Origin of the sequence: Pseudoxanthomonas helianthi, assembly GCF_017939625.1 — a bacterium.
Classification (GTDB): Bacteria; Pseudomonadota; Gammaproteobacteria; order Xanthomonadales; family Xanthomonadaceae; genus Pseudoxanthomonas_A; species Pseudoxanthomonas_A helianthi.
Genome location: NZ_JAGKTC010000001.1, coordinates 1447312 through 1460738 on the forward strand (window position 1 = coordinate 1447312; position 13427 = coordinate 1460738).

12 protein-coding genes are annotated in these 13427 nt (G+C 66.9%); 8 read left to right on the forward strand and 4 right to left on the reverse strand.

Annotation, left to right across the window (positions count from 1 at the left end):
- Positions 1-118 precede the first annotated feature (118 nt).
- Both J5837_RS06665 and J5837_RS06670 read left to right on the forward strand, forming a co-directional pair.
- The gene (locus J5837_RS06665; RefSeq protein WP_244755679.1) at positions 119-1150 is read left to right on the forward strand and encodes a GGDEF domain-containing protein; all 1032 of its coding nucleotides are present in this window, start codon (positions 119-121) and stop codon (positions 1148-1150) included.
- The gene (locus J5837_RS06670; RefSeq protein WP_210535898.1) at positions 1150-3672 is read left to right on the forward strand and encodes a putative peptide modification system cyclase; all 2523 of its coding nucleotides are present in this window, start codon (positions 1150-1152) and stop codon (positions 3670-3672) included. Before J5837_RS06665 ends, J5837_RS06670 begins: the two co-directional genes overlap by 1 nt.
- A 54-nt stretch (positions 3673-3726) precedes the next feature.
- On the opposite strand, the gene J5837_RS06675 is transcribed toward J5837_RS06670, so the two are convergent.
- Positions 3727-4029, reverse strand: coding sequence for an NHLP-related RiPP peptide (locus tag J5837_RS06675; protein WP_210535899.1), 303 nt, complete (start codon positions 4027-4029; stop codon positions 3727-3729).
- A 99-nt stretch (positions 4030-4128) separates the two neighbouring features.
- Between J5837_RS06675 and J5837_RS06680 the strand changes: the two genes are divergently transcribed.
- Complete coding sequence (locus tag J5837_RS06680) at positions 4129-5346, forward strand: putative peptide maturation dehydrogenase (protein ID WP_210535900.1); 1218 nt, start codon at positions 4129-4131, stop codon at positions 5344-5346.
- 313 nt (positions 5347-5659) lie between these two features.
- Here the strand turns inward: J5837_RS06680 and J5837_RS06685 are convergent, their stop codons facing one another.
- Together J5837_RS06685 and ubiK are read right to left on the reverse strand one after the other, a co-directional pair.
- On the reverse strand, positions 5660-7177 hold the full coding sequence (locus J5837_RS06685; protein WP_210535901.1) for a YifB family Mg chelatase-like AAA ATPase: 1518 nt from the start codon (positions 7175-7177) through the stop codon (positions 5660-5662).
- Positions 7178-7187: 10 nt separating this feature from the next.
- Positions 7188-7466, reverse strand: a complete 279-nt coding sequence (gene ubiK / locus J5837_RS06690; protein ID WP_210535902.1) for a ubiquinone biosynthesis accessory factor UbiK — start codon at positions 7464-7466, stop codon at positions 7188-7190.
- A 177-nt stretch (positions 7467-7643) separates the two neighbouring features.
- On the opposite strand from ubiK, the gene J5837_RS06695 reads away from it, so the two are divergent.
- Both J5837_RS06695 and J5837_RS06700 read left to right on the forward strand, forming a co-directional pair.
- Positions 7644-7982, forward strand: coding sequence for a P-II family nitrogen regulator (locus J5837_RS06695; protein WP_210535903.1), 339 nt, complete (start codon positions 7644-7646; stop codon positions 7980-7982).
- Between the two features lie 56 nt (positions 7983-8038).
- Complete coding sequence (locus J5837_RS06700) at positions 8039-8788, forward strand: TonB family protein (protein WP_210535904.1); 750 nt, start codon at positions 8039-8041, stop codon at positions 8786-8788.
- Between the two features lie 227 nt (positions 8789-9015).
- Here the strand turns inward: J5837_RS06700 and J5837_RS06705 are convergent, their stop codons facing one another.
- Complete coding sequence (locus tag J5837_RS06705; protein ID WP_210535905.1) at positions 9016-9744, reverse strand: ComFC family protein; 729 nt, start codon at positions 9742-9744, stop codon at positions 9016-9018.
- 52 nt (positions 9745-9796) lie between these two features.
- On the opposite strand from J5837_RS06705, the gene bioB reads away from it, so the two are divergent.
- From bioB to J5837_RS06720, 3 genes are all read left to right on the forward strand, one after another.
- The gene (gene bioB / locus J5837_RS06710) at positions 9797-10813 is read left to right on the forward strand and encodes a biotin synthase BioB (RefSeq protein WP_210535906.1); all 1017 of its coding nucleotides are present in this window, start codon (positions 9797-9799) and stop codon (positions 10811-10813) included.
- 413 nt (positions 10814-11226) lie between these two features.
- Entirely contained in the window at positions 11227-12423 is a 1197-nt protein-coding gene (gene bioF / locus J5837_RS06715) for an 8-amino-7-oxononanoate synthase (RefSeq protein WP_210535907.1), read from the forward strand.
- Positions 12420-13424: a multidrug resistance efflux transporter family protein gene (locus J5837_RS06720; protein WP_210535908.1), complete on the forward strand. Its 1005-nt coding sequence runs from the start codon at positions 12420-12422 to the stop codon at positions 13422-13424. Before bioF ends, J5837_RS06720 begins: the two co-directional genes overlap by 4 nt.
- Positions 13425-13427 lie beyond the last annotated feature (3 nt).

Consider the following 13427-nt stretch of genomic DNA (forward strand, 5'->3'; position numbering starts at 1 on the left):
CCGATGGGGGGCAAAGCGGCCCGCCTGCCCGTAGGGTAGACTGTGCCGCACTGCGGCAAGGGGTGCGGCCGCAACGGCTTTTGGAGTGGCACTCCGCCGTTTGCTAAGGGGATGGCGCATGAATCCGGAGCATGCGGCCTTGGCCTTGGGCCCGGGCCCCGCGCTTTCAATCGTGGACGGTGCACAGGGCGGCGGCCAGGGCGTGGCCGTGCTGTCGGAGCAGGAGTGCGCGCTGTTCGCGCGTTGCGGCAGCGTCCGTTCGTTCCCCATGGGCGGCGAGATCTTCACTCGCGGCGTGCGCGGCGACAGCCTGTTCGTGGTGCTCGAGGGCGAGGTCGACCTGGACTTCGGCGACGACGTCCAGGGCAAGCGGCTGGGCCCGCGCGAATTCTTCGGCGAACTGGGCTTGCTGATCGACAGCCATGCGCGCAGCGCGGCGGCGATCGCGGCCAGCGATTGCAAACTGCTGGAACTGAAGGGTCGCGACCTGCAGACGCTGATCGACCATGAGCCGGCGACCGTGTCGCGCTTCATGCATCGGGCGATCGTGCGGGTGGTGTCCAGCGAACAGGACCTGATCCGCCGCCTGCGCGGCCGCAACGCCGAACTGCAGTCCGCGCTCGACGACCTGCGCGTCACCGCGCATCGGCTGAACCAGAGCGAAGAGCTCAACCGCACCGACGAACTGACTTCGCTGGCGAATCGCCGCGGCCTGAACGCGTTCCTCGAGCGGATGGCCAATGCGGACGGCCTGCACGGCTATGGCCTGATGCTGATCGACTGCGACCGCTTCAAGGCGGTCAACGACGAATACGGCCACCTCATCGGCGACCGCGTGCTGCAGAGCGTGGCCAACATCCTGCGCTCGCTGCCCGGGGAAAACGACTTCGCCTGCCGCCTCGGCGGCGACGAGTTCTGCCTGGTCATGCATGCGGCGCCGGAAGAACTGCTGCGCTACGCCAACTACATCGTCAGCACCGCGCAGTCGTTGCGCATGACCCAGCATTCGCCGCCGCTGATCACCACATTGAGCGTCGGCGCCTACCTGGTCGACCCGACCGGCGACTGGGACGACTGGTACGTCTGCGCCGATGCCGCGCTGTATCGTGCGAAGCGCGTGGGCGGCAATCGCGTCGAGTGGCAGGACTGATGGGCGCGGCGGACTCTGGCCGCCCTGTCGGCGAAGACGATGGCCCGCGGCTGCGCACGCTGCTGCTGACCGACCTGGCCGGTTCCACCGAACTGGTGGAAAAAATGGGCGATGTCGCCGCGTCCGAACTGTTCCGCGAGCACGACAGCGCGGTACTGGAATTGCAGCGGCGCTGGCGCGGCCGGCTGATCGACCGTTCCGACGGCTTGCTGTTGTTGTTCGAACGGCCGATCGATGGCCTCGGCTTCGCCTTGGACTACGTCCACGCGCTGCGCGACCTGGGACAGTCGCGCGGCCTGCAGCTGCAGGCGCGCGCCGGCCTGCATGTCGGCGAAGTGCTGACCTGGAACAACAGCGATGCAGCGATCGAGGCCGGCGCCAAGCCGATGGAAGTCGAGGGCTTGGCCAAGCCGCTGGCCGCGCGGTTGATGCAACTGGCGCGGCCCGGGCAGATCCTGCTGTCGGCGGTGGCCGAGCCGTTGGCGCATCGCGCAGCGCGCGAACTGGGCGAACGCGGCGAGCACCTGCTGTGGAAGTCGTACGGGCGCTGGCGCTTCAAGGGCATGCCGCAGGCGCAGGAAATCCACGAAGTCGGCGAAGTCGGCATCGCGCCCTTGCGCGCGCCGGCCAGCAGCGGCAAGGCCTGGCGCGACATCCCGTTGTGGCGACGCCCCGCGGCATTGGCAACCGAAGCGCTGCTGCTGTGCGCCTTCGCCGTCGGCATCTGGTACCTGACCAAGCCGCAGCCGGCCATCGCCTTCAACGAACGCGACTGGGTGGTGGTCGGCGACCTGCGCAATCTCACCGGCGACGCGCGGCTGGACGAATCGCTGGAACAGGCCTTCCGCATCAGCCTGGAGCAGTCGCGCTACGTCAACCTGCTCAGCGACCTTAAGGTGCGCGAGACCCTGCAGCGCATGCAGCGTTCGGAAACCACGGCGGTGGACCGCAGCCTCGGCTCGGAAATCGCCCAACGCGACGGCGCGCGCGCGTTGCTGCTGCCCACCGTGGCCGAAGTCGGTGGCCGCCTGCGGGTCAGCGTGGAAGTGGTGGATCCACGCACCCAGACTACGGTGTACGCGCTGTCGGCGGACGGCAAGGGCATCGGTTCCGCGCTGGCGTCCATCGACAAGGTCAGCGGCCAGTTGCGCGAGCAGCTCGGCGAAGCATTGCAATCGGTCGAGAAGACGTCGGTGACGCTGCCGAATGTCGCTACGCCGAGTCTGGATGCGTTGAAGGCGTTTGCGGTGGCGCGCAAGGTGATGCTGACCAGCCGCGACCGTGAGCAGGCCATGGGTCTTTATCGGCGGGCCCTGCAGTTGGATCCGCAGTTCGCGTTGGTGCATGCGGACATGGCCGACGTGTATTCGTCGTACGGCGAAGTCGCCAAGGCCGGCGAAGAACGGCGCCTGGCGCTGTCGATTCCGCAACGGTTGTCGGCGCAGGAACGTGCGCGCATCGAATTGCTGCTTCAGCAATATGGCGCTCCGGGACCCTATTTCCGCAAGGCGGACGAATATCTGGCCCTGTATCCGGACGACTACCGGATAATTGGCCGCCTCGGCGACCTGCAGTGGCATCACCTCAACGACTTCCGCTTGGCCGAGGCCAGTCGCAGTCGCGCAATGAAGCCCCAGGCCGAGCGTCGCGAGGTCCATCGATATGGGTTGGCGATCGCCCTGCTTGGCCAGGAACGCTATGACGAGGCGCTTACCCACTTCCGTGGCGCCAACCAAGGTGGATTCACCGGTTCCGGCGAAATGCATGCACGGGTGTACGACGCTCGTGGCCAGCATGCGGAAGCTGACAAGATATATTTCGCCAGCGGCGAAGGGCGTAATGGATGGAAGGGCGAAGCGGGTGTTGTGACCGAGATCGACCGCGGCCAATGGGCTGCAGCGACTGAGGCTGCTCGTACCTGGGAACAACAGGCAAACGCTGCCAACGACACGGCAGAGAGCCTGCGCGCGCGCGCGGCGATCGCCAGCTTGGCGGTGATGTCGGTGCGGCCGGACGCCTCTCGCGAAGTGGTTGCCTTGCGCGATGCCACCAGGGCCCGCGCGAAGGAAGTCGATGCGATCTATCCGCCGGCTTCCGCTGAACTTCGTTTGCTCGCCGGCCTGCTTGCGGCATACGGAAACGATGCGGCCATGGTGGCCGATGCCCTGCAAGGCGTACAGGGAAATTCCGCCGTGGGCGACTATCCAACGGTATTCCAGTTGCAGCAGGCAGTGTTGGCCGAACAAGAGCGTTTGGCCGGTAAGCCACAGGCGGCGGCCGCGCGACTGCGGCCCCTGGCGGCGAAGGATACGGCGTTGGTGGTCGTGCATTGGGCATTGATGCGTGCCGAACGCGACGCTGGCAACGTCGAAGCCGCCAAAGGGCAGACGCACTGGCTTGCGACACATCGGGGGCGAGTCTTCGCGGAAAACACGACAACCGACGTGTTGCGGTTCTTCAATGTGGCGGTATCGGCGGAAGCATCGCGTGTCGAACGCACTACGGGAAGCGCCATCCGATAAAAAAGCCATGCCATCGTGCAGCGATGGCATGGCTGGAAGTTTGCGCCAGCGCGATCAGTCGGCGCTGAACCCACGGGCGCAGTCGAAGTTGACGATGGAATTCAGCGTCTTCTCCAGCTTCGCCCGATCCCGCACGATCTTGCCCTTCGGTGCGATCCGATCCGTCGCCTTCAGCTGCAGGCACGTGCCCGCCGAAGCGGCGTCCGCGCCGATCTTGTAGCCGACCTTGGCCAAGGCTGCGCCTGCGTCCTTCTTGAACAACCGGCGGAATTCGTTGTCGCTAGACAGCTTGTCCAGCAGTTTCTTGATGACGCTCGGATCCAGCGGGGCCGGTTTCGGCCCTTTCTTGGTTGCCATGGTTTTCCCCTAGTCGACGAATGTGACGACAATCGCAAAGTTAACCTTGCCAAGGCGTTGCCGGCAAGCCCAAGATCAGGTCTCTCAGGGGAGTAATGCATGCGGGTTCGACGTTGCGCGGTGCTGTGGTTGGAGCCGCGCGAAGTGGCGCATTTCGAGCTGGAGCGCCTGCTCGCCGGGGACACCGGGGTGGTGAGCCGGATGCAATGGTTCGCGCACGCGCCGCAACTGTCCGTGCCGGTGGAACTCGACCCCGATGATGTCTCCCTGCTGGGTGGCCTGAGCCCATCGGATTGGGTGTCGGCCACGCCGCTGCGCGAGGCGCATGGCGCTGCACGGATCCGTCGTCTGCTGCAGGCAGGCTTGCTGATTGGCAGCACCAAGCAATGGGCGACGCAACGCGAGACCGACGAACGCTTGCGCGGCCAGCATTGGCACGGCCTGGCCGCGACATGGCACGCCGCCTCGCGCTGGGACGGCATCGATGCCGCCGGCGAGGTGGAGGAAGCCGGCCTGTTGACCGCCGAAGGCTTGCGCGAAGCTTATGGCGCGCCGCCGCCGATGCTGCACGAGCGCGGCGACGCAGATGCGCGCTTCGGCCTGCCGCGCGCAGCGCGAACGACATTGGACGACCTGCTCGACGCGCGCGCGACCTGCCGCAACTTCGATACCACGCGCCCGTTGCCGCTCGCGCAGCTGGCACAGGTGCTTGAGCGCGCCTTCGGCGCGCGTGGCCAGGTGCATGGCGCCGACGACTTCGACGTGCTGAAGAAGACCAGCCCCTCCGGCGGCGCGCTGCATCCCGCCGAGTGCTACCTGATCGCGCGCAAGGTCGAAGGACTTCCGCCAGGTCTTTATCACTATCGCCCCCTCGATCACGCCTTGCAGCCGCTGCCCCTAGACGAACGCAGCATCCTTGCGGCAGCCGGTCGGCACGCCGACGCGCAGGGTATGGATGCGCTGGAATTCCTGTCGTGGATCGCCGTCGGCGGCCAGCAATGGTTCGCCGATGCGCCGGTGCTGTGCGTGCTGGCGCCGCGCTTCGTGCGCAATTTCTGGAAATACCGCAACCACCCCAAGGCGTACCGCGTCTGCATCCTCGACGTCGGCCATCTGTCGCAGACTTTGCTGCTGAGCGCGACCGAATTGGGGCTGGGCAGCTATATCACCGCCGCGATCAACGAAGCCGATCTGGAGCGCGCATTCGGGTTGACCCATTGGAGCGAGGGACCGTTGGCCGTATGCGGGCTGGGTCTGCGTGCACCGACGATGCAGACCTATGAACTCGATCCGAATCGCCGGGCTTGGCCACGCTGAAAGAATCCGGACTGCCTGCATGCTTGCTCGTCATCCCTGCGCAGGGGAGCACGATGGGGAGCCGTGGACTGAATCGCGTTCGCGACTGCCTGTTGTCCTCGCATTCTCAGAGCCAGGTGCGCTTGGCTGTTCTTGCTTCGGCCCTTGTAGAAGCCGGGCTTGTCTCGGCTGCTTTTACCCTTCGGCGTGGAGCAAAGGCGTGCCGACAAGCCCGGCACCTACAAGGCCTAAGGCAGCCGAGTGAACTCGGCTCTACAAAGATGGAGCTATCGCGGCTATAGCGCCTATAGCGCTCCGACGGTGCTGGGGCTACTCACGCCGCGCGTTGGGTGCGCTCACCGCGTTCCAGTTTCCGGTACCCGATCGCCTCGGTGAGGTGCGCGGTGTCGATAGTGTCGCTGCCGACGAGGTCGGCAATGGTGCGGGCCACGCGCAGGATGCGGTGCATCGATCGGGCGGACAGCTGCAGGCGTTCGATCGCGCGTTCCAGCAGTGCCTGATCTTTTTCGCGCAAGCGGCACCACTGCATCGTTTCCGATTGGCCGAGCTGTGCATTGGTCTTGCCGGCGCGCGCCAGCTGAACCATGCGGGCGCGTTCGACGCGGGCGCGAATGTCCGCGCTGCTCTCGCCAGCGGCCGCATCCGGGCGCAGTTCCTGCGGCGGCAGGCGCGGCACTTCGACATGCAGGTCGATGCGGTCGAGCAGCGGGCCGGAAATGCGCGCACGGTAGCGGCGGATCGCTTCCGGATTGCAGCGGCAGCGCCCACAGGGATCGCCGGCCCAGCCGCAGGGACAGGGGTTCATCGCGGCGACCAGCTGGAAGCGTGCAGGGAATTCAGAACTGCGCGCGGCGCGAGAGACGGTGACGGTGCCGGATTCGAGCGGCTCGCGCAGCACTTCCAGTGCGCGGCGGTCCCATTCGGGCAATTCATCGAGGAACAGGACGCCGTTATGGGAAAGGCTGATCTCGCCCGGGCGCGGATCGGCGCCTCCGCCCACCAGCGCGACCGCGCTGGCGGTGTGGTGAGGTGAGCGATACGGCCGCTGGCGCCAGCGCGAAGGATCGAGCCCGCGCCCGCTGACCGAAGCGATCGCCGCGGTTTCCAGCGCCTCGGCTTCGCTGGCTTCCGGCAACAAGCCCGGCAAGCGCGAGGCAAGCAGGGTCTTGCCGCAACCGGGCGTGCCGACCAGCAGTATGTGGTGGTTGCCGGCGGCCGCGACCTCCAGGGCGCGGCGCGCCTGGGCCTGGCCGCGTACGTCGGCCATGTCGGGGAGCACGGACAATTGCGGCGGCGCGGCTTCGGCCGGCACCAGCGCCTTACTGCCGTTGAGCATCGCGCACACTTCCAGCAGGGTGCGTGCGGTGTAGGCCTCGACATCGCGCGCCAAGGCGGCTTCGGGGCCGTTGCCGGGCGGAACGATCAGCTTGCGCCCGGCCTTCGCGGCGGCCAGCGCGGCCGGCAGTACGCCGTCGACGGCGCGCAGTTCGCCGGTCAGGCCGAGTTCGCCGAGGAATTCGTATTCGCCCAGCGCGTTGCGGTCGATCTGTCCGCTGGCGGCGAGGATGCCCAGGGCGATGGGCAGGTCGAAGCGCCCGCCATCCTTGGGCAGGTCGGCCGGCGCCAGGTTGACCGTGATGCGGCGGGCCGGGAATTCGAACTGCGCGCACAGGATCGCGGCGAAGATGCGGTCGCGGGATTCGCGTACCGCGGCTTCCGGCAGGCCGACCAGGTTGATTCGCGGCAACCCGCCGGACAGATGGACTTCGACCCGTACCGGCGGCGCGGAAACGCCCGCCCGTGCACGGCTGTGCACCAGCGCCAAACCCATGGCGGCGGCCTCAGTGCTGCTGCGGGCGCAGCGGCGGCGCGGACGACGGGGCGGCGGCTTCCAGCGCGGCTACCGCGCGATCCAGCGCGTCGAGCTTCTCACGGGTGCGCAGCAGCACGGCGCGCTGCACGTCGAATTCCTCGCGGGTGACCAGGTCCAGCTTCGCCAGGCCGGACTGCAGGGCGCCCTTGAAGGTCTGTTGCAGTTCCTCGCGTCCCTCGCGCAGGCCCGGCGGCACTAGGTCGCTGAGGCGGCGGGCCAGTTCGTCGATGTGGTTCAGGTCGATCATGGCGGCTGTGTTCCGTTGGGTCCGATGACGAGACCAGCCTGAGCCTGGGGGGCAGGGCGGCGCCATCGGGCGAAGCTGCAATGCGAGGTAGGGAAAATCCTACAGGCCCCGCCCCCGGCCGGCTACCGCCGGCGTCCGACGCGTTATCCTGCGTGCAGCCTGACCCGAGGACATGACATGAAGATGATCACGGCCATCGTGAAGCCGTTCAAGCTGGACGACGTGCGCGAGGCGCTGGCGGATGTGGGCCTGACCGGCATTACCGTGACCGAGGTAAAGGGCTTCGGCCGGCAGAAGGGCCATACCGAGCTGTACCGCGGCGCGGAATACGTGGTCGACTTCCTGCCCAAGGTGAAGCTGGAGATCGCGGTGACCGACGACCAGGTCGACCGCGTGGTCGAGGCCATCGTCAAGGCCGCCGGTACCGGCAAGATCGGTGACGGCAAGGTGTTCGTGCATACGTTGGAGCGGGTGGTGCGGATCCGTACGGGTGAGTTGGATGCGGATGCGTTGTAGGAGAAGGGCAAAACGGATCGCGTCGGCCTTGCCACGCGGCGCTAGGGAGTAAGCGCATGAAAATCGTCGCAAGCATGGTGGTTTTGCCGTTGCTATTTGCGACTTCGATAGCCACGCCGAATGGAACGGACGCGTCGAAGCCAGTCGTATTCCGCGCCGGTGCGCGCGTGGCCGTTGATGCGACGGGAAAACCAACTAGTGTGCAAGCGTCGGAGGATCTGCCTGATGCCGTCCGCGGTTATATCGAGCGTCGGATCGCAGGGTGGCGTTTCGACGTGCCGCAGCGGGAAGGCGTTCCTGTTGGTGGGGTCACATATGTGGTTCTCGGTGCGTGTGCGATGCCCGCGAAGGAAGGCTATCGGCTGGGCATGGACTTTAAGAGTAACGGGCCAGGCTTGCCGAAAGATTGGTTGACGCCGCCGCGGTATCCGCCCAATGCGGCCCGCGCGGGCAACGAAGCAAACATGGATGTTACCTATGCAGTGGAGTCCGATGGAAACGCGACTCTGGAAGAAATGAAGTTCAGGGGCGCTAGGCCCCCAGCGGCTCGGGATTTCGATGCTTCTGTTCGGGAGTGGATTGCACGATTGCGCTTCGAGCCGGAACAGGTCGCCGGCCAACCAGTTCGAACACGAACCACGGTTCCAGTGGATTTTTCACTTGGGAATGCAACGAATGGAAGGCGGTTGCGCAGAGCGGAGAAGGATGAAACGAAAGGGAAATCGCTCGAATGCGAAGCGGCCACAGGTTATGAGTATGACCAAGTGGTGCTCGATTCTCCATTCAAGTTGATCAACTCCAACTGAGTTTGCAAGGAAGGCGAAACTGCCACGGCACACGCGCACAGACCCATGCGGGTTACACGGTGCGCAGCACCGTCCTTACTGCTGCGTTGAGCGTCGTGCTTGTACTCATCACCTCGTTCAATTGCCTGCGCGAGATGCTAGTCAGCGATTCGCACAGTGCCGGAGGTCGGGGTAACGCCCCGAACGTCTCCGCGTAAGTCGGGCATTACCCCCGACCTACGGCAGATTCATGGCACTCGCGCGCAAACCCATGCATCCACGCGCGCGACGCCCGCGCGCAACAGGACTTTCGCTGCCGCGTTGAGCGTCGCGCCGGTGGTCATCACGTCATCGATCAACACAACATGCGCTGGCAAAGCGACGCCGGCTCGCACGGCAAATGCATGGCGCAGATTGCGGTGCCGCGCTTCCGCATCGAGCTCCGATTGCGGCGCCGTGGGCCGGACGCGCAACAACGCATCGACAACCAGCGGAATACCCAGCTCGCGTGAAACGGGTTTCGCCAGCTCCAGCGCCTGGTCGTAGCCGCGTTTGCGCAGCCGCGAGGCGTGCAGCGGGATCGGAATGAGGGCCTGCGGACGCGGAACATCGGCCAACGATTCGCACAGCAGTTCGGCCATCAACCTGCCGGCGGCCAAGTCGTGGTGGAACTTGAAGCGCGGAACAAGCCGGTCGAAGGGGAAGCCGTATACGCAAGCCGCATGCGCGTGGGTCAGCGCCGGCGGATGGCGCAGGCACTCCCCGCAGACTGGTTCCGACTGGGGCAACGGAAGCGCGCAGTGCGGGCAGGCGTGGCGGCTCCAGGGCAGGGCCTCGGCGCAGGCGTGGCACAGGTCGCGACCATCGGCACCGGATTCGCCGCACAGCAGGCAACGCGGGGGCAGCAACAGCCGGGCCAGCCGGCGCGGCCAGCCGTCAACTTTTCCGGGGTGGGTTTGGTTGACAGGTCCGGACATGCCGACCAGACTGCCTGCCTTCCCGCCGGATGTCTGTCAGGAAACTCCGAAAATGACGTTGTTGCGCCACGACTGGAAGCGCGAAGAGCTGCTCGCGCTGTTCGACCTGCCCTTCCCCGAACTGCTGCACCGCGCCGCCAGCACGCACCGTGAGCACTTCGATCCGGCCGAGGTGCAGGTTTCCACGCTGCTGTCGGTGAAGACCGGCGGCTGCCCCGAGGATTGCGCGTATTGCCCGCAGGCGCAGCGCTACCACACCGGGGTCGAGGCGCAGAAGCTGATGGAACTGGATGCGGTGCTGGACAAGGCGCGCGCGGCCAAGGCCGCCGGCGCATCGCGCTTCTGCATGGGTGCAGCGTGGCGTTCGCCGAAGGATCGCGACATCCCGAAGGTCGCCGAAATGATCCGCGAGGTGAAGGCGCTCGGCCTGGAGACCTGCGCGACGCTCGGCATGCTCTCGAACGGGCAGGCGCACGCGCTGCGCGATGCCGGCCTCGACTACTACAACCACAACCTGGACACCGCGCCGGAGTTCTACGGCGAGATCATCCATACCCGCGAATACCAGGATCGCCTCGACACGCTGGAACACGTGCGCGACGCCGGCATGAAGACCTGTTGCGGCGGCATCGTCGGCATGGGCGAGTCGCGCGAACAGCGCGCCGGCCTGTTGCAGGCGCTGGCCAACCTGCCGGCGCACCCGGATTCGGTGCCGATCAACCGGCTGGTGCAGGTCGAAGGCACGCCGCTGCACGGCACCGCACTGCTCGATCCGTTCGAGTTCGTGCGCACGATCGCCGTCGCCCGCATCGTGATGCCGAAGTCGATGGTGCGGCTGTCGGCCGGCCGCGAGTCAATGTCCGATGAGCTGCAGGCACTGTGCTTCGCGGCCGGCGCGAATTCGATCTTCTACGGCGAGAAGCTGCTGACCACCGGCAATCCGGATGTCGAGCGCGACCAGGCGCTGTTCGCGCGGCTGGGGCTGCGGCCGATGGCGGTGCAGGTGGATACGCATGGGCACGACCATGGCGGCACCGTGCATGCCGATATCGTCGAGGCGGCGGCCTGATCCTGGGTCCTTCCCCCGCTTGCGGGGGAAGGTGCCGAAGGCGGATGGGGGCGAGCCCGAAGTCGATGGGACTCCTGTCGTGATGTTGGACATGAAGCACGGAAAGGAGCGCATCGGCCTGCGATTCTGTGACTCGTGGGAGAAGCATTCCGCCCTGACGGGCGGGTTACTTTCTTTGCTTGTGCAAAGAAAGTAACTAAAGAAAGCACACCCTGCCTCGCGCCCTTCGCGCTGCGCGCGAAGGTCCGCGGAGCCGGCGGGAATTTCCGGAAGCAACATCCTGTTGCTCCGGAAACGGCGCACATCCCTGTGCGCCGCCCCTGCGGGGTTTACCCACCGGCTCCGCCACTGCGGACGGAGCCCAAAGCGCAAAGACAGAAGCCAAAACCAACGCCAAAGCCAAAGAACCCAACATGTCCCGCCCCGACCTCCACCAACGCGTCCGCTTGCAGCGCGAACAGCGCATGGCGCAGGACCGCGTGCGGACGCGGCGGACGGTGACGCGGCGCGACGGCACCCGGGTCGAAATCGACGGCCGCTGGCTGGTCGAGTTCTGTGGCAACGATTACCTGGGCCTGGCGCAGCAGTTCGAAGTGGTCAACGCCCTGCAGGACACCGCCGCGCGCCATGGCGTCGGCGCGGGCGCTTCGCACTTGGTCAGCGGGCATCACGCCGCGCACGAGGCGCTGGAGCGGGAGGTCGCCGATTGGCTCGGCTATCCGCGCGGATTGCTGTTCGGCAGCGGATTCCTCGCCAACCTCGCCGTGCAACAGGCATTGCTGTCCGAAAGTGGCGACGTCTGCGTGCAGGACCGGCTCAACCACGCCAGCCTGATCGACGCGTCGCGGCTGGCCGGCTGCAGTTTGCGCCGCTATCCGCATGCCGATGCGGAGGGCGCGATCCGCCAGTTGCGCCTCGCAGCCGATGGCGCGGCAATGCTGGCCACCGACGGCGTTTTCAGCATGGACGGCGACGTGGCGCCGTTGCGCGACCTGGCCCTGGTGGCGCGCGCGCAGAAGGCACTGCTGTACGTCGACGATGCGCATGGCGTGGGCGTGTCCGGCCCGGAAGGGCGCGGCAGCGTCGCCGCCGCTGGCCTGGGTCCGGGCGAAGTGCCGCTGCAGCTGGCCACGTTGGGCAAGGCGCTGGGCGGTTACGGCGCCGTCGTGGTCGGCGACGAAGCGCTGGTCCGCCATCTGGCCGAAACCGCACGGCCCTACATCTACACCACCGCGTTGCCGCCGGCGTTGGCCGCGGCGACCACCGCCGCAGTGAAGCATGCGCGGCGCGACCAGTGGCGGCGCGACAAGTTGAACGAACTGATCGCGCGTTTCCGTCGCGGCGTGGCGCGGCACGGACTGGCGCCAATGGATTCGGATTCGCCGATCCAGCCCTTGCTGTGCGGCGACAACGCCACCGCCTTGGCGATGTCGGCGGCGCTGGAACGCGCCGGCTACCTGGTCACCGCGATCCGTCCGCCGACCGTGCCGGACGGCAAGGCGCGGTTGCGCGTGACCCTGTCGGCGGCGCACGGACCGGCGCAGGTCGATGCGCTGGTCGAGGCGCTGGCGATGGCGCGCGACGCCATCCGCGACGGGGCCGCGGCATGACGGAAACGCAAGGGCGCCCGTCGCACCGGGCGTTGTTCGCGGTCGGAATCTCGCTGCTGGCGGCGTTGTTCTTCACCCTGACCTATGTGCTCAACCGCGCCAATGCCAGCGCCGACGCGCATTGGGCGTGGATCGCTTCGCTGCGTTACCTGATCACTTTGCCGTTGCTGTTGCCGCTGGTGTTGCGCGGAGGCGGGTTCGCGCCCGTGTGGCGCTCGATCCGCACCGCGCCGTGGCCCTGGCTGTTGTACGCCGGCATCGGGTTCTTCGTGTTCTATGCATCGCTGAGTTATGCCGCCGCCAGCGGGCCGTCGTGGCTGGTGGCGGGCAGTTTCCAGTTCACGGTCATCGCCGGGATGTTGTGCGCGCCCTTGCTGTATCGGGATGCGCGCCGGCGCATTCCATTGCCGGCGCTGGCCGCTGGCGGGGTCATCGTCGCCGGCGTACTGCTGATGCAGTTCGGCCATGCCCACGGCGCGCTCGATCGCGCCGGCTGGATCGCATTGGGCTGCGTGCTGGTGTCGGCGGTGGCCTATCCGCTAGGCAACCGCCTGTTGCTGCTGCACCTGGAGCGTACCGGCGAACGGCTCGACGCCACCCAGCGCGTGTTCGGCCTGACTTTGGCCAGCCAGCCGCTGTGGTGGGCGTTGGCGGCATTCGGCTGGACGCGAGCGGGTTGGCCGGAGGCGACGCAGGTCTGGCTCGCCGCAGGCGTCGCGCTCAGTGCCGGCGTCGTCGCCACGGTGCTGTTCTTCCGCGCCACCGGCATGGTGCGCGATCATGCGACGGCGCTGGCCGCGGCCGAGGCCATGCAGGCCGCGGAGCTGTTGTTCGCCACCTTGCTGGGCGTGGCGTTCCTGGGCGAATCGTGGCCCCGCGGCATGGCCCTGTGGGGTGCATTGCTGGTGATCGGGGGCATCGGCCTGTTCGCCTGGGTCGCGTCGCGGCCGGTAGCGGATGCGCGCGAAACCGAAGTCCTGCGTACGGAACACGGCACATGAGCG